The sequence below is a fragment of the Rhizobium sp. 11_C7_N12_5 genome (assembly GCF_051811145.1).
Lineage (GTDB): Bacteria > Pseudomonadota > Alphaproteobacteria > Rhizobiales > Rhizobiaceae > Rhizobium > Rhizobium lusitanum.
Genome location: NZ_JBPWPY010000002.1, coordinates 1,767,407 through 1,783,196 on the forward strand (window position 1 = coordinate 1,767,407; position 15,790 = coordinate 1,783,196).

Consider the following 15,790-nt stretch of genomic DNA (forward strand, 5'->3'; position numbering starts at 1 on the left):
AATGAGGCATCCACCGCTCGAACGCACAGGGCCTCAAAAGGGCATGCCACCCCAACCATTTTTCAGCCATCGATCTGCTCGACAGCCAAAGGAGCCTCTCCGCAATTAGATCGCGGTGAAGCCGTTGTCGACAAACAAGTGGGCGCCGTTGACGAAACGCGATTCGTCGCTGGCGAGATAAAGCGCGGCCTGGGCCACATCCTCGGGTTCGCCGATGCGGCCCTGCTGCGCGGCGATGGCGGCATCCGACACGTCGACACCCAGAGCCTGCAACTCGGAAACCTCCCGCAGGCCATGCGGCGTTCGGATGAATCCGGGGCATACGGCATTGCAGCGAATGTTTCGGTCTCGAAATTCAACGCCGACCGCACGGGCGAACATATGAACCGCACCCTTCGTGGTGTCATACAGGACTTCCATCGGCGTTGCAGCTACGGCAGAAATCGACGATGTGCAAACGATCGAGCCACCGCCCGCAGCGATCATGCCCGGCAGCACTGCCCGGGTCATTAGAAACATGGAACGGACATTGACGGCATGAAGCCAATCCCACTCCTGAACTGTCGTTTCCAGGAATGGCTTGATGACGATCGTTCCCGCATGGTTGAACAGCACGGTGACCGCGCCGAATAGGGCTTCCACGCCCTTCACCGCGTCTGTAACCGCCGTCTCGTCGGAGACATCCGCGATCCAATGCTCGGCGGTTCCTCCGGCAGCGCGAATATCGCTGACGGTTTGCGCCGCTGCATCGCCGTTCCGGTCGATGATTGCGACCCTTGCGCCTTCCCGTGCGAACAGCCGGGAGGCCGCTCCTCCCATACCGGTCGCCCCTCCGGAAATAATCGCGATCTTGCCTTTTAGCCTGTCAGTCATGTCCTTGTCTCACTTACCACGATTTTCGTCACGTTGTTGCGGACGTCAACGATATCACGATCTCATCCGGAATCGGACTGATCCTCAACAGAGCCCGCGGATTCAAAGCAAGCACATTCGCGGCTCTGTAGCCGCGTGGCCTGACTTGCCGAATTCGGCTCTATTTGGATGACATGAGAGAATCGGATCGGAGATCGTCCGACGGTGGAATCGCGGGTCTGGCACATGCGAAGCCATTCGCCAGCCGAATGAGGCCTGCCGACGTAAGCAGGCCGCATCAGAGATATGCGAGAAACAAACAAAGCACTGTAAAACTCTCTGTAAACAGCGCTTCGCTCACACGGGGAAATACCCCATAACCATGTGTATTCAGCTGTAGAGACTGACCTCGGGGATCGTGTCGTTGAGAACGAATTCTCCGACTTCCCTTGCCTTGTAGAAGACCGGATCGTGCAGCGTGTGGGTCCGCACATTGCGCCAGAAACGGTCGAAGCGATATTTCTCAGCTGTCGAACGCGCGCCGGTGAGCTCGAAAACGCGGGCAGTCACATCAAGAGAAACATGCGTGGCATGGACCTTCGCCGCATAGGCTTCGGCCGCAGCCTCGCCGCGTTCTCGCGCGGTCGCCTTATGACCCTTGGCAAGATTGGCCTGAACGACAGCGGCGGCGCTATCGGCTAGGGCCGCAGACGCCTTCAAGGCGGCGGTCAGCTCGCCAACGCGCTCGAGGATATAAGGATCGTCGGCCGCCCGCTCGACGCCTGAGGTCACCCAAGGCCGCGTCGTCGTGCGGACATAATCGACCGCCTCGCGCAACGCGCCTTCGGCGGTCCCGAGATAAAAGTTCACGAAAACAAGCTGAATGAGCGGCGTGTTGAACGTAGCCAAGACGGGAGCGGCACCGCCGGTCGTTGCGACCTTGTCCAGATCCTCCTCATAAACAGGGAAATCATGGAATTCGACGCTGCCGCTATCGGAAAGGCGCTGGCCGAAATTATCCCAATCGTCATTGGCCTTGTAACCCGCGCGATTGGTCGGAACGGCAAAGCCGACGATCTTGTCGTCGAGGGCGGCATTGGCGTTGATATAGTCGGAGACGTGCGCCGCCGTGGAGAAGGATTTGCGGCCGTTCAGGACATAGCCGTTGCCGCGCCGCGTCAGCACGAGGCCGGGATCGCGCGGATTGACGGCCGCGCCCCAATAGAGGCTGTTAGCCACCGTCTTGCTGCCGAGCTCCTGTGCGCGCGCCTCGTCGAAGGCCCAGTAGACATATTGGCTGTTGACGAAATGATAGCCGAGAAGCTGGCCGATGGAGCTTTCGCCGCGGGCGAGGATGCGGGTCAAACGCAGGCCATCAACCCAATCGAGACCACCGCCGCCGATCTGCGGCGCATGCAGCGCATTCAGCAATCCCGCATTCTTGAGCTTGACGATTTCGCCAAGCGGCGGCTGGCCTTCACGGTCCAGCTCGGCGGCGCGTTTCGAAAGGTCAGCTGCAATTTCCTCGGCCCTGGCAAAGAGATCCTCTCGCGTGGTATTCCGATTGCTCGCGAAGACGACGTTGGACTGGCTCATGATATCACTCCGATTCTATGACATGAGCCGGCGGGGTCTCGTGATCCCGCCGGCAAATCGAGGCAGGCAGCTTAGAAAAGCTTGTCCGGGATCCAGGTGGCGGTCACCGCGTCGCTCGTGCTGAACGCCGGAACCTTCTGCGCCAGCTCCTCGATCGTCTTGACACCGGCGGTGCGCAGTCCCTCCTGGGTCAGGAGCGTCGGCTTGACGGTGATCTGATGCGGAACATCCTGACCGGCGACCTGCAGGGCGGCGGCGCGAATGGAGACGGCGCCGACAACGGCCGGATTGGTCGCGACGGTCGCAACCCAGGGGCTGCCCGGCTCGATGATCTCCTGAATGTCGGCGGTGGAAACGTCAGCCGAATAGATCTTCAGCTTGCTCCCGATGCCGAGATCGTTGGCCGCAAGCTTCACGCCACGGGCAAATTCGTCATAGGGGGCGAAGACGACAGTGATGTCGGGATTTGCTGTCAACGCCGCCTTTGCCTGGTCGGCCGTGGAGGTTGCCGTCGTATCGCTGACATTGCCGAAGCGGGCCTTTTCGACCACACCAGTATTTTGTGACTTGAACGTCTCCCAGACTTCATTGCGGCGGTCGAGCGGCGCAAAGCCTGCGACATAGACATAGCCCGCCTTGAAGCTGCTGCCATTATCCTTGACGACCTGCTTCAAGGCGAGATCGGCAAGCTCGTGGTCGCTCTGCTCGACCTGCGGGATCTTCGGATTGTTGAGATTGACGTCGAAGGCGACGACCTTGATGCCCTTGTCGAGCGCCTGTTGCACGACGTCACCGAGCGATTCCGGCAGGCCGTGATCGATGACGATGCCCGAGACACCGAGGTTGATCGCCTGCAGGATCTGCTCACGCTGTTCGGCGGCATCCTGACGTCCCGGGAAGACGCGCAGATCGATGTCGAGCGCCTTGGCCTGGGCTTCGGCGCCGGCCTGATAGGCCTGAAAGAAGTCGCCGGCGGAAATGTAGCTGATGAGAGCGATCTTGACGCCGCCCTTGTCGAAGGGGGCAGGAGCGCCGTTCACGCCGCCGGCCATTGCTGCTTGCGTGAAAAAGAGCGGAATGGCGGCTGACAGGGCAAGCCGTGGAAGGGATTTCATCGTCGCGATCCTCGTGATCAATCGGAAGCGTCGTCTGACGGAATGCCAACCCTGCGACGCATGAAATTATTAGATATAATCTCTATGTTTTTAGTAGAGTAAATCATCCGAATTTCGCGACCTTCTGAGATTCTTTGTTCGCCTCGGCAGGCCTTCAGGGCAAGGGCTTGCCTGGAAATCCGGTGGCCATGCTGCGCACTATCAGCGCTCGAACAGGAACCCGGATCCCTCTGAATGGCGCTTCTTGACGTCTCCAATATTACGCATAGCTTCGGCTCGACACGCGCCGTCGATGCCGCGCGCTTTGCGATCGAGCGCGGAGAGATCGTCGCGCTGATGGGTGCCAACGGCGCTGGAAAATCGACGCTGGTCAAGATTCTGTCGGGCGTGTTTGCCGCAGACGGCGGCACGATCCGGCTCAACGGGCAACCGTTCTTGCCCAGAAGCCCTTCTGAAGCGGCTCGGGCGGGTGTCGTCACCGTCCATCAATCGACGGATCTCATCGGTCCTGCCGGACTGACCGTCGCCGATGTTCTGCTGCTCAACCGGTTCGCCGAGCGCGGAACACCCTTCTTCGTCTCGCGCAAGAGCGTTCGGCGCGAGGCCAAGGCAATGCTGGACGCAGCCGGCTTCTCACTGCCGCTCGATCGTGATTTCGGCGATATCTCGGCAGCCGACCGCCAGCTCGTGGCAATCGCGCGCGCCTTGGCCAACAAGGCGGAACTGCTGATCCTCGACGAACCCACAGCCAGTCTCTCGGGAACCGAAAGCCGGAGGCTCTTCGATGTCCTCCTGCGGCTGCGTGCTCAGGGTCTGGCGATCCTCTATATCTCGCATCGGACGGCGGATCTGGAAGCTATCGCCGATCGCGCGCTGGTCATGCGCGGCGGACGGGTGGTCGGCAGCTTTTGCCGGCCGATCGACTTTTCTGCCGCTATCGAAGCGATGATCGGCCGCAGGCTGGATAGCGCGCGCCCCGATGTGCGGCAAGCTACGGGCCCGGCGGTCTTTGAAATACGCGGCACGCGGCTACTTCCGCAAAGCGAAGCCTTCGACCTCAGCCTTCATGCCGGCGAAGTGGTTGCCGTGACCGGCGTACTCGGGGCCGGAAAAAGCCGGTTGCTGGCGGCGATCTTCGGCACCACCCGGTTGGCCGGGGGCGATATGCTGCTCAACGGACGACCTTATCGGCCTCGCTCGCCTGGCGAGGCAGTCGCAGCCGGCGTCGCCATGGCAGGAGAGGATCGCCATCGCTCTTCGCTCATGCCGGATGCCTGGCCGGGCTCCTCCCTGGCGGCGACGATCAGCCTGCCGCATCTCGATAAATGGTATCCCCATGGCTTCCTGCTCGGCGGCCGTGAGCGGCGCGAGGCGGAAAAGGCGATTTCGCGCCTTGGCATCAAGGCAGCGGGTCCGCAAGCCTCTATCTGGACCTTGTCCGGCGGCAACCAGCAAAAGGCCGTCATCGCGCGCTGGGAGGCGGAACCATGCCCGCTCCTGCTGCTCGACGAACCCTTTCAGGGGGTCGATGTCGGTGCGCGGCAAGACATCATAAAGGCGATCCGTGCGCGCAGCGACCGCGCGACGTTGATTGCCACCTCCGACCCGGAGGAAGCCTACGAGGTCGCCGATCGCATTCTCACGATGGATCACCACGTGCTGCGCGCCATCGCTGGCAACAAAACAATTTCCGCAGCCATTGAGGGCATTTCCGCATGACAACGATCGATGACGACAGATTTGCGGCTGCGGCCGCACAGGACGGCCGCGGCGTCAAAGGCCGCCTTGCCGTAGTCGGCCACCATCTCCGCGCGGGCGCAGTGTTCCTCCTGCTCCTGGCCATGCTGGTCGGCTTTACCGCGGCACAGCCCGCCTTCATCACGATCGCAAATCTCATGAGTATCCTGCAGGCCGTGTCTGTTGTTGCGATCCTCGCCGCCGGCGTCACGGTCACCCTTGCCGTCGGCGGTTTCGACCTGTCCATCGGCGCGATTGCCGCCTCCAGCGTCATGGCGGCAAGCTATGCCATGATCGTCTGGCACCTGGACGCTCTCGCAACCGTGCCTCTGGTGCTGACCTTCGGCGCCGTGATCGGCCTCGTCAACGCCTTCCTCATCGTGCGCCTGCGCGTGCCGGATCTGCTCGCCACGCTCGCAGTGATGTTCCTGCTTACGGGCCTGCAACTGATCCCGACGGCCGGACGCTCGATCTCGACCGGCATGGTGCTGCCGGACGGCTCGAAGGCGACGGGCGCCTTTGATCCATCCTTCCTTCTGATCGGCCGCTACAATCTCTTTTCCATCCTGCCGGTCGCCGTCGTGTTGATGGCGGTCGTCGCCATCGTGCTTTTCGTACTGACCGAGCGGACCCGCATCGGCCGGCTGCTCTTCGCCACCGGCGGCAACGAACTCGCCACCCGGCTCGCCGGCGCTTCGACAACGCGGCTGAAGACATTTGCCTATGTGATTTCCGGCGTGCTCGCAGCCCTCGGCGGCATCGTCATTGCCGCCCGCGTCGGGCGCGGCGACGTCTCCTCCGGGGGCTCCCTGCTGATGGATTCCGTCGCGGCCGCGTTGATCGGCTACGCCGTCCTCAATCTGCGCCGCCCGAACGTGCTTGGCACGATCGTCGGAGCGGTATTCGTCGGCGTATTGCTGAACGGGCTCACCATGCTGAATGCCCCTTACTATACGCAGGATTTCGTCAAGGGCGCAGTTCTCGTAGGTGCACTGGCGCTAACCTACGGGCTCGGCAGAAACTCCGATCGCTGAGCCCCGGAAGCGGCCCACGGAAATTTCCCCGGCCGCTCGTGTTTTGGAAAACCATTCCTCTGTAATGCGCCTAAATCTATCTATTTTATGCTCTATTGCTCGAGAGGATTCTTTAATGGACAATAAGCAAACGACCGGCCTTGGGCGCCGGGACATTTTGAAACTGACCGCTGCCGGCGCAGCCCTGGCGACTGCCGGGCTGATTTCAAGCAAGGCAGCAGCAGCCGACGATTCGTTGTCTCTAAAAGGCAAGCGTATCGCCATCAGCGCAACGGGAACCGACCACTATTTCGATCTGCAGGCCTATAATGCCCAGATCGACGAAGTGAAGAAGCTCGGCGGCACGCCGATCGCCGTCGATGCCGGTCGTAACGACGGCAAGCTGGTGTCGCAATTGCAGACACTGATCGCGCAGCGGCCGGACGCGATCGTCCAAATTCTCGGCACCTTGAGCGTCATCGATCCCTGGCTGAAAAAGGCACGGGACGCGGGTATTCCCGTTCTGACCGTCGATGTCGGCTCCACCAATTCGATCAACAACACCACATCCGACAACTGGGGCATCGGCAAGGATCTGGCGCTGCAGCTCGTGTCCGATATCGGCGGCGAAGGCAATATCATTGCCTTCAACGGCTTCTATGGCGTCACGCCCTGCGCGATCCGCTATGATCAGCTCGTCAATGTCGTCAAGTATTTCCCGAAGGTGAAGATCATTCAACCCGAGCTACGGGACGTCATTCCCAACACGGTTCAGGACGCCTTCGCCCAGATCACCGCGATCCTCAACAAGTATCCGGAGAAGGGTTCTATCAAGGCCATCTGGTCCGCCTGGGATATTCCCCAGCTCGGCGCCACGCAGGCTCTTGCCGCCGCAGGCCGCACGGAAATCCGCACCTATGGCGTCGACGGCAGCCCGGAAGTGCTGCAGCTGGTCGCCGATCCGAACTCGCCTGCTGGCGCCGATGCGGCGCAGCAACCGGCAGAAATCGGCCGCACCGCCATCCGCAACGTCGCCAAGCTGCTGGCAGGGCAGACCCTGCCGCGCGAAACCTACGTGCCTGCTCTTCTGGCCAATAAGAGCAACGTCTCCGACGTCGTCAAGAAGCTTGGCATCGGCTGACATATGAACCGGCGATGCGGCTTTCGCCGCATTGCCCCGCATAATGCGAGGGCCTTTTCCAATGACAGCAACTGAGCCAGCGCCTGCGGCCGACAGCCGGGACCATGTCGTCCGCTTTGACCGTGTCGTGAAGCGCTTCGGCGGTGCGCAGGCACTGGGCGGCGCGTCGCTGACCGTACGCCGCGGTACCGTGCATGGGCTGGTCGGGCAGAATGGCGCCGGCAAATCGACACTGATCAAGCTTCTTGCCGGCCTGCACAAGCCGGATGAAGGCCGCATCGAAATCGAAGGCCGAGGCTATGATCGGCTGACGCCGCATCTATGCGAAGAACTCGGCATTCACTTTATCCACCAGGACCGGCTGCTGGTTCCGACTTTCACCGTGGGCGAGACGCTGTTTCTCGGCAGGGAGCTGCGCCTCGGTGGCACGCCCTTTATCGACCGTAGCGCGATGCAGCGTCGCGCCCGGGAGATCCTTGCCAATTATTTCGGCGTGGATTTGCCGAAGAACGCGCTGATCAGCGAGCTCTCGACAGCCGAGCAGCAGATCGTTCAGCTCACGCGAGCGCTGTTGCACCAACCGAAACTTCTCGTCTTCGACGAGCCGACCGCTGCTCTGGTCCGGCAGGAAGCGGACATTCTCTTCCGCCTGATCCGCCGCTTGCGCAGCGAAGGCGTGACCATCATCTACATCTCGCACTATCTTAACGAGATCGAGGCTTTATGCGACGATGTCACGGTGCTCCGCAACGGCGTCGATGTCGCCTCCCTGCCCATGAGCGAGACCTCGGCCAACGGGATCGCGACCCTTATGGTCGAGCGTGATATCGGAGAGATGTTCCCGAAACGGCAGGTGGAATTCGGCGCCGAAATTCTCAAGGTTCGTCATCTCTCGGCAGCCAATCGCTTCCACGATGTCAGTTTGACCCTGCGCCGCGGCGAGATCCTCGGAATCACCGGCTTGCTCGGCTCCGGGGCGAAGGATCTGGTGCGCACCCTCTTCGGACTGCAGGCGGCGACGAGCGGAGAGATCGATATCGAGACGAAGGCGCTCAAACCGCGCAGCCCGGTCGAGGCTGTCGACCATCAGCTGGCGCTGGTGCCTGAGGATCGTCGCGGCCACGGCGTCGGCCTCGATCTCAGCGTGCGGGAGAACATCACGCTGTCGAGCCTTTCCCGCTACACGCGCTTCGGCTTTCTCGACCGTAAACGCGAGGGCAGCGATACCGACGAGCTAATCAAGCGCCTGCAGATCAAGACGGCAGGCCGCGAAGCGTTGGTGCGCACGCTCTCGGGCGGCAACCAGCAGAAGGTCGCGATCGCCAAATGGCTAAGCCGCCAGTCGGAAATCTATCTGCTGGATGAGCCGACCGTCGGTGTCGATATCGGCTCCAAGGTGGAGATCTACTCGCTCATCGGCGAGCTTGCCGCACGCGGCGCCGGCGTGATCGTGCTGTCGTCGGACCTGCCCGAGCTCGTGGGCATTACCGACAGGATCCTCGTGCTGTTCCGCGGCCGGCTGACGCGCGAGCTCGTTTCCTCACAGACCGCAACGGATGAAGTGCTGTCGGCATCGACCGGCGCCGTGGAAGGATTGCGCCATGTCGGCTGATGTCCAATTTGCCTCCCTCTCCGCGGCTCCGGCCGGGCGGTCGCTGCCATCGGGCAGCAAGCTTGCAGCTGCAACCCTGCGCTTCGGCTCGTTGCTCGCCTTCCTATCGATCCTGGTGATCTTTGCGCTGACGGCACCCTACTTCCTGACCGTCGGCAATATCGGCAACGTACTCGGCCAATCGGCCATCTCGGGCGTTCTCGCCATCGGCTTGACGATCGTCCTCATCGCTGGCGGTTCCAACGTCGTCACCGGCGGTATCGACCTTTCGCTGGCGGCCAATATGGGCCTGAGCGCCGCGGTCTATGCAACGCTCATCCAGCTGGGTTTCAATGATCTTACTGCCGGCGCGGGTGCACTTGCCACCGGACTGGCAATCGGTGCCGTCAACGCGCTGGCGATCGTGCTGGCGGGCATCGTGCCCTTGCTGGCAACACTGGCTGTCATGAATGTCGTCGCCGGCCTGGAACTTGTTCTGACCCAGAATACAGTTCTTCCGGCGGCGACCGATTTTCTGACAATCCTTTCGGCCTCGGATGGCTTCGGCATACCGATCCTCGCCTATGTCCTGATCGGCTTTACAGTGATTGCCGCGGCCATCGTGCAACATACGCCGCTCGGCCTGCGGCTCTATGCCGTCGGCGAGTTTCCCGAAGCCGCGCGCGCGGCCGGCCTGCCGTTGAAAAAGCTGATCGCGGGCGCCTTCGTCGCCAGCGGACTTTGCGGCGGGATCGCCGGCATCCTATCGGTATCCTATCTCAGCGGCAGCACGACCGGTTCCGGCGAGATGCTGCTTCCGGTCGTCGTAACGGCCCTGCTTGGCTCGGTCTTCTCGCGCCGGCTCGTGCCGACGATCGGCGGCACGCTGATCTCAACCCTGTTCGTCGGCTTCCTCATCAACGGCTTCCAGCTTCTGAACCTGCCGAGCACGCTGGTCAGCGGTGTTCAGGGGCTGCTGATCCTGATCGTCGTCTCGGCGACAACCCTGCTGCGCAAACGGGAGATCTGATCATGTCCGCTACCGCTGTTTCAGCACGACCGTTCGCAGGTGCTGCCCGATATGGCCTCGTCGTCGCACTCATCGCCGTCTTCTCGCTCTTCTCGACGGTCGCGCCGACATTCCTCAGCGCCGGCAATCTGCAGAGCATTCTCGTCAACAATTTCACGCTGCTCGCCATCGTCTCGATCGCCATGACCTTTGCCGTTGCGGCCGGTGGCATCGATCTTTCTGTGGGGACATCCGTCGACTTTGCGAGCTTTGCTTTCGTTTCCAGCATTCTGGCTGGCGTGCCTGTGCCTTTGGCTGCTCTGGCCGGCCTTGGCGCCGGGGCACTGGTTGGGGCGTTCAACGCGGTGCTGATTTCCGGAATCGGCGTATCGCCATTCCTGGCAACGCTTGGAACGCTGTTCATCGGCCGCAGCATCCAGCAGCTGCTGACGGATGGCGGCAATCCGGTTTATCTGCCGCCATCCGGTGTGCCCGAAGCATTTCGTTTTATCGGCCATGGAACGCTCGGCACTATTCCCGTGCCGCTGCTGATCGCGGCCGTCATCATCGCCGGTGCCGCATTGCTCTTTGCCAGGATGCGCTTCGGGCGCGTGGTTCTGGCGATCGGCATCCAGCCGCGGACGGTGCGCTATTCTGGGATCGGGCTCCGAGCTTATGTCGCCGCAACCTTCATTCTCGCCGGCATTATCGCCGCCTTTGCCGGGCTGATCCTGACGGCCACGGTGACCGTCTATATCCCCTCCTCCGGCAACGGCTTCATGCTGAACGCCATAGGCGCCACCTTCATCGGCACGACCCTTTCGCCGCTCGGCCGGCCGAATGTCGCCGGCACGGTGCTCGGCGTGCTGCTTTTGAGCATCGTCGCCAATGGCCTGCTGCTTACAGGCCTGAACTTCTACTGGCAGCAGGTCGGCACCGGTCTCCTGATCTTCGCGGTGCTCGCCTTCAGCTTCGTCAACAAGAAAGCCGTCGGCGCCTGAATGCCGCCGATCCATATCATGCAGGAATAACAACATGACCCGCGAAATCAGGCTCAACGCCTTCGACATGAACTGCGTCGGACACCAGTCACCAGGCCTGTGGCGGCATCCGCGCGACAAGTCCTGGACCTACAAGGATATGGACTATTGGGTCCATCTGGCAAAGACGCTGGAGCGCGGCAAGTTCGACGGGCTGTTCATCGCCGACGTGCTCGGCGTCTATGACGTGCTGAACGGCAATGTCGACGCGGCGCTGCGCCACTCCGCGCAGGTGCCGGTCAACGATCCGCTGCAGCTTATCCCGACCATGGCCTATGAGACGGAGCATCTTGGCTTCGGGCTGACCGCCTCGCTCTCCTTCGAGCATCCCTACACCTTCGCGCGACGCATCTCGACGCTCGATCACCTGACCAAGGGGCGTGTCGGCTGGAACATCGTCACCTCGTATTTGAACAGCGGCGCGCTGAATATAGGCCAGTCTGCGCAGACGCAGCACGATGACCGCTACGGCTTGGCGGAAGAATATCTTGAAGTCTGCTACAAGCTCTGGGAAGGCAGTTGGGAGGACGATGCGGTTATCCGCGACCGGGAAAAAGGCATCTTCACGCGGCCCGAGAAAGTGCATCCCATCCGCCATTCCGGCAAGCATTTCACCGTTCCCGGCATTCATTTGAGCGAACCGTCGCCGCAGCGCACACCGGTGCTTTATCAGGCAGGCGCCTCCAGCCGCGGCAAGGATTTCGCCGGCGCGCATGCCGAATGCATCTTCGTGGCTGCGCCCTCCAAGCCGGTGCTGAAGCGCTATGTCGCCAATGTTCGCGAAGCGGCCGAGCGTGTCGGGCGCAACCCACGCGAAATTCTTGCCTTCAACCTCCAGACCGTGATCCTTGGCGAGACCGACGCGGAAGCGCAGCGCAAGTTCAACGAATACCGGCAATACGCCTCCTTCGAAGGCGCGCAGACGCTGATATCAGGCTGGACCGGCATCGACTTCGGCCAGTTCTCGCCTGACGAGGTACTTCGCCATCGCCATACCAATGCCGTGCAATCCGCCGTCGAGACCTTCACGACCATCGACCCAAACAAGGAGTGGACGGTGCGCGAAATGGCCGATTGGGTCGGCATCGGCGGTTTCGGCCCGGTCTTTGTCGGCTCGCCGCAAACGGTTGCCGACCTGATGCAGGAATGGATAGAGGATACCGATGTCGACGGCTTCAATCTGGCCTATGCCGTGACGCCCGAAAGCTTTGAGGATGCCGTCGATCTTCTGGTTCCCGAGCTGCAGAAGCGCGGCGTCTACAAGACCGACTACCGCTCGGGAACACTGCGGGAAAAACTCGGCGGCAGCGGACCGAGGCTTGTCGCACCGCATCCGGCGACAGGCTATCGCAATCTTCGCGATGCTGTTGCGCGCGCATCTTAACCTCGCGAGGCCACCCAGCTATGCCGGTATTCAGAGTTCAGGCAAGGGGCTCTGAAAGCATCTCCTCGAGATCGGCCTTTGCCTGAGGTGAAAGATAGGGACGCAAGAGGCTCGCGACCTGGCTCAGCCCCCAATGGACGTGCTGCGGGCTGAGGTCGCGAACGCCTTCCTGCAGCCCGAGATAAACGGCCCAATAGGTTGAGACGATCCAAACATTGGCCAATAGCGGCTTCCGGTCATCCGCAGCGACGCTAATGAGACCGGCTGTTTCCATGCGCTGAAAAATGACATCGACCGAAAGACGCATGCCGGCACTGACAGCCAGAATCGGCCCCCTCAATCCCGGCGCGGTCGCCAATAGGCCCGGAAGGTCGCGAAAGAGGAAGCGATAGGTCCAGACGAGGGAGAACCATTTGCGCAGAAAGCCGGCATAGGCTTTCGAGTCGGGCGCGGGCACGGCGTCCGCCTCGGCGACGAGCGCCAGCGCATCGGCCTCGAACCGGGAAAACAGAGCCACTACCAGGGACTCCTTGGTGCGGAAATGGTAGTAGAGATTGCCCTGATTGATACGGACAGCCTCTGCGATTTCCGCCGTTGTCACTGCCTCGGGGCCTTTTTGGTTGAAGAGCGATAATGTCGAGACAAGGATCCGTTCGCGCGTACTGGGTCGTGCTGTCGGCTCCGTTCTTTTGCCTTTGTTTTCCGCCACGCTTTTTCCTCTTGAATGCCTAAGGTATTCACCTTACCTGTTCTAAGGTAAATGCCTTAATCCTGATCTACAGGCATTCGTGGAACTGAACAAGGAGGCGGAAGGATGAATGCACGCGTAAACACGGCCGATCCATCGCCGGGCGCATTTCCCCCGGCGCCACGGTCGATGCCGCATGTGCTCCTTTCACTGATCCGCAATCCCCTTGATGCGCTGCCACCCGAGATCTTCGATGAGCCAGTCGTCTTTACGCGGTTAGGCGGAAAATTACGGGTCTATCTCGCCGATCCAGAACTTATCTACCAGGCTCTCGTGAGGAATTCCGATGCGCTCGGCAAGGGCGAGGATGTTCGCCGCCTGCTCGGCCCAGCACTTGGCGATGGCATCCTGACCTCGGATGGCGCTCATTGGAAATGGCAGCGTCAATCCGTGGCCGGTGCCTTTCGCCACGAAAAGCTTCTCGAACTTCAGCCAGCCATGATCGCAGCCGCCCAGCGCAGACGCGATCTTTGGCTCACGCATAAAGACGGCGCTCTCGACCTCTGCCAGGAAATGATGCGCACCACCTTCGACATTATCGTCGAGACGATGATGTCTGGCGGCGAAGGCATCGATGTCGACAGAGTCGAGCGTAACATCACCGACTATCTGAAGCCGACTGGCTGGAAATTTGCGCTGGGCCTGCTCGGCGCGCCGGAGTGGATGCCGCATCCAGGCAAGGAAAAAGCAAAAGCGGCCGTGACCTTCCTGCGGGCGACCCTTGCTAAAGTGATTGCCGAACGGCGGCGCAGTGGTATCGAGCGCAGCGACCTCGTGTCCATGCTGCTTGGTGCAGCCGACCCGGAAACGGGTCGCACGATGAACGACGAAGAGATCATCGACAATCTGATGACCTTCATCACCGCCGGACACGAGACGACGGCGCTCGGCCTTGCCTGGACGCTCCATCTCCTGGCCCGCCATTCGGACTGTCAGGCCAGGCTCTTCGACGAGATCGCCGCTGCCACAGATGGCGGCCCGCTTCTTGCCGAACATGTCGGCAAACTCACCTATGCCCGACAGGTCTTTTCCGAGGCCATGCGGCTCTACCCGCCGGCCCCGATCATCTCGCGCGCGGCACTGCGCGAATTTACCCTTGGCGCCTATACGATTCCGGCCGGAACGATCCTCTATGTGCCGATCTATGCCGTGCATCGTCACGCCTCCATCTGGGAGGACCCGCTGGTTTTCGATCCCGAGCGCTTCGAACCCGAGACCGCCAAGAGCCGCCATCGCTTTGCCTTCATGCCGTTCGGTGCCGGCCCGCGTGTCTGCATCGGCAATGGCTTTGCCATGATGGAAGCCGTTGCGATCCTTGCCGTCCTGCTGCAAAGGTTCCGCGTCACCGGTCCGAACGAACCTTCGCCAAAGCCGATCATGAAGGTCACGCTGCGGCCGATGCACCCTTTGCCGATCCATCTGGTCGAACGATAGGCGCTGGAGCATCCTATTTCGGACACAAGGCGGGCTGAAGTTCGCTTCAGATGTCATGGAGGTGAGCATGCGCCTGTTCCTGTCTGGCCTTTTTACGCTGCTTGCCATCACCGCCGCCGTTGCCGCACCTTCGATAAAAGCAGGCCAGGCCGCCACAAAACTCGGCCGAGGCGTCAACGTTCTCGGCTATGACCCTCTCTGGACCGATGCCGGGAAGGCTCGCTTCAAGCCCGCCTATTACAAGATGCTGCATGACAGCGGCTTTCAGAACATCCGCGTCAATCTGCAAGCCTTCTCGCATATGGATCAGTCCGGCCACCTCGACGCGCAATGGCTCGCAAAGCTTGATGACGTGGTGAAACAGGCGACCGGAGCGGGTCTGAAAGTCATCCTCGACGAGCACGACTATCGTGCCTGCGCTGAGAACGCCGAGGATTGCAGATCGAAGCTGATTGCCTTCTGGAACCAGATCGCACCACGCTATAAGGATGAACCTGATAGCGTTCTCTTCGAGATCTTGAACGAGCCGAACAAGGCGATAACCCCGGATATCTGGAACGGGTTGCTGCGCGAAGCGCTCACTGTCATTCGCAAGACGAATCCCGATCGCAGCGTGGTGATCGGACCGGCAAATTCCAACAACTTCCATTCACTCGACAAGTTGTCGCTTCCCGAAGACGACCGCAATATCATCGTGACTGTTCACTATTACGATCCCTTCGCCTTCACGCACCAGGGTGCGACCTGGACAAATCCAAGCCGCGAAAAGCTGATCGGCGTAAAATGGGGCAGTCCAGCCGAGCACGAACAGATCGTCCGGGACTTTTCAACGATCGCCGCGTGGTCGCGCAACCATGATCGCCCGATCCTGCTCGGCGAGTTCGGCGCCTACGACAAAGGCGATATCGCATCGCGGGCGGCATGGACCGCAAGCGTGGCGCGGGCAGCGGAAAGCAACCATTTTGCCTGGAGCTACTGGCAGTTCGAAGGCAGCTTCGGCGCCTACGATGTCGCCACCGACAAATGGATGGCGCCGATCCATCAGGCGCTGACGTCGAGCCAGCAGAACTGAGCCGAAGGGCAAGGCGCTACTCCCGCTTGGATAAGGTGCAGCGTCTCGCAAGTTCAAA

General features: G+C 61.2%; 13 protein-coding genes. 9 read left to right on the plus strand and 4 right to left on the minus strand.

The window, feature by feature from the left end; translation table 11 throughout:
• Window positions 1-105: 105 nt before the first annotated feature.
• The 3 genes from AB8B29_RS27360 to AB8B29_RS27370 all read right to left on the minus strand — a co-directional run bounded on the left by AB8B29_RS27360 (window position 106) and on the right by AB8B29_RS27370 (window position 3,563).
• The gene (locus tag AB8B29_RS27360) at window positions 106-873 is read right to left on the minus strand and encodes an SDR family NAD(P)-dependent oxidoreductase (RefSeq protein ID WP_037191433.1); all 768 of its coding nucleotides are present in this window, start codon (window positions 871-873) and stop codon (window positions 106-108) included.
• A gap of 369 nt (window positions 874-1,242) precedes the next feature.
• Window positions 1,243-2,448: an acyl-CoA dehydrogenase family protein gene (locus AB8B29_RS27365; protein WP_037191437.1), complete on the minus strand. Its 1,206-nt coding sequence runs from the start codon at window positions 2,446-2,448 to the stop codon at window positions 1,243-1,245.
• A gap of 71 nt (window positions 2,449-2,519) precedes the next feature.
• Window positions 2,520-3,563, minus strand: coding sequence for a substrate-binding domain-containing protein (locus AB8B29_RS27370; RefSeq protein WP_113102146.1), 1,044 nt, complete (start codon window positions 3,561-3,563; stop codon window positions 2,520-2,522).
• A 234-nt stretch (window positions 3,564-3,797) separates the two neighbouring features.
• Between AB8B29_RS27370 and AB8B29_RS27375 the strand changes: the two genes are divergently transcribed.
• The 7 genes from AB8B29_RS27375 to AB8B29_RS27405 all read left to right on the plus strand — a co-directional run bounded on the left by AB8B29_RS27375 (window position 3,798) and on the right by AB8B29_RS27405 (window position 12,478).
• Window positions 3,798-5,282 (plus strand): sugar ABC transporter ATP-binding protein, encoded by a 1,485-nt coding sequence (locus tag AB8B29_RS27375; RefSeq protein ID WP_113102145.1) that lies wholly within the window; start codon window positions 3,798-3,800, stop codon window positions 5,280-5,282.
• Window positions 5,279-6,334, plus strand: a complete 1,056-nt coding sequence (locus tag AB8B29_RS27380; protein WP_113102144.1) for an ABC transporter permease — start codon at window positions 5,279-5,281, stop codon at window positions 6,332-6,334. The genes AB8B29_RS27375 and AB8B29_RS27380 overlap by 4 nt, the downstream gene beginning before the upstream one ends.
• Before the next feature lie 115 nt (window positions 6,335-6,449).
• Entirely contained in the window at window positions 6,450-7,454 is a 1,005-nt protein-coding gene (locus AB8B29_RS27385; protein ID WP_047555526.1) for a sugar ABC transporter substrate-binding protein, read from the plus strand.
• A 61-nt stretch (window positions 7,455-7,515) separates the two neighbouring features.
• The gene (locus tag AB8B29_RS27390; RefSeq protein WP_113102143.1) at window positions 7,516-9,066 is read left to right on the plus strand and encodes a sugar ABC transporter ATP-binding protein; all 1,551 of its coding nucleotides are present in this window, start codon (window positions 7,516-7,518) and stop codon (window positions 9,064-9,066) included.
• Window positions 9,056-10,075, plus strand: coding sequence for an ABC transporter permease (locus AB8B29_RS27395; protein WP_113102142.1), 1,020 nt, complete (start codon window positions 9,056-9,058; stop codon window positions 10,073-10,075). The genes AB8B29_RS27390 and AB8B29_RS27395 overlap by 11 nt, the downstream gene beginning before the upstream one ends.
• Window positions 10,076-10,077: 2 nt before the next feature.
• The gene (locus tag AB8B29_RS27400; protein ID WP_113102141.1) at window positions 10,078-11,055 is read left to right on the plus strand and encodes an ABC transporter permease; all 978 of its coding nucleotides are present in this window, start codon (window positions 10,078-10,080) and stop codon (window positions 11,053-11,055) included.
• Window positions 11,056-11,089: 34 nt separating this feature from the next.
• Window positions 11,090-12,478 (plus strand): LLM class flavin-dependent oxidoreductase, encoded by a 1,389-nt coding sequence (locus AB8B29_RS27405; RefSeq protein WP_092574303.1) that lies wholly within the window; start codon window positions 11,090-11,092, stop codon window positions 12,476-12,478.
• Between the two features lie 37 nt (window positions 12,479-12,515).
• Here the strand turns inward: AB8B29_RS27405 and AB8B29_RS27410 are convergent, their stop codons facing one another.
• The gene (locus AB8B29_RS27410; protein ID WP_092574301.1) at window positions 12,516-13,187 is read right to left on the minus strand and encodes a TetR/AcrR family transcriptional regulator; all 672 of its coding nucleotides are present in this window, start codon (window positions 13,185-13,187) and stop codon (window positions 12,516-12,518) included.
• Between the two features lie 105 nt (window positions 13,188-13,292).
• Between AB8B29_RS27410 and AB8B29_RS27415 the strand changes: the two genes are divergently transcribed.
• Both AB8B29_RS27415 and AB8B29_RS27420 read left to right on the plus strand, forming a co-directional pair.
• The gene (locus AB8B29_RS27415; protein ID WP_439006890.1) at window positions 13,293-14,660 is read left to right on the plus strand and encodes a cytochrome P450; all 1,368 of its coding nucleotides are present in this window, start codon (window positions 13,293-13,295) and stop codon (window positions 14,658-14,660) included.
• A gap of 67 nt (window positions 14,661-14,727) precedes the next feature.
• Window positions 14,728-15,732 carry a glycoside hydrolase family 5 protein gene (locus AB8B29_RS27420; protein ID WP_051963243.1) on the plus strand — a complete coding sequence of 335 codons (1,005 nt, stop codon included), beginning with the start codon at window positions 14,728-14,730 and terminating at the stop codon, window positions 15,730-15,732.
• Window positions 15,733-15,790 lie beyond the last annotated feature (58 nt).

Coding starts and splice junctions, on each gene's coding strand:
- AB8B29_RS27415 (WP_439006890.1), top strand. CDS start 13,293: ATGAATGCACGCGTAAACACGGCCGATCCATCGCCGGGCGCATTTCCC.
- AB8B29_RS27395 (WP_113102142.1), top strand. CDS start 9,056: ATGTCGGCTGATGTCCAATTTGCCTCCCTCTCCGCGGCTCCGGCCGGG.
- AB8B29_RS27365 (WP_037191437.1), bottom strand. CDS start 2,448: ATGAGCCAGTCCAACGTCGTCTTCGCGAGCAATCGGAATACCACGCGA.
- AB8B29_RS27380 (WP_113102144.1), top strand. CDS start 5,279: ATGACAACGATCGATGACGACAGATTTGCGGCTGCGGCCGCACAGGAC.
- AB8B29_RS27385 (WP_047555526.1), top strand. CDS start 6,450: ATGGACAATAAGCAAACGACCGGCCTTGGGCGCCGGGACATTTTGAAA.
- AB8B29_RS27375 (WP_113102145.1), top strand. CDS start 3,798: ATGGCGCTTCTTGACGTCTCCAATATTACGCATAGCTTCGGCTCGACA.
- AB8B29_RS27370 (WP_113102146.1), bottom strand. CDS start 3,563: ATGAAATCCCTTCCACGGCTTGCCCTGTCAGCCGCCATTCCGCTCTTT.
- AB8B29_RS27360 (WP_037191433.1), bottom strand. CDS start 873: ATGACTGACAGGCTAAAAGGCAAGATCGCGATTATTTCCGGAGGGGCG.
- AB8B29_RS27400 (WP_113102141.1), top strand. CDS start 10,078: ATGTCCGCTACCGCTGTTTCAGCACGACCGTTCGCAGGTGCTGCCCGA.
- AB8B29_RS27405 (WP_092574303.1), top strand. CDS start 11,090: ATGACCCGCGAAATCAGGCTCAACGCCTTCGACATGAACTGCGTCGGA.
- AB8B29_RS27390 (WP_113102143.1), top strand. CDS start 7,516: ATGACAGCAACTGAGCCAGCGCCTGCGGCCGACAGCCGGGACCATGTC.
- AB8B29_RS27420 (WP_051963243.1), top strand. CDS start 14,728: ATGCGCCTGTTCCTGTCTGGCCTTTTTACGCTGCTTGCCATCACCGCC.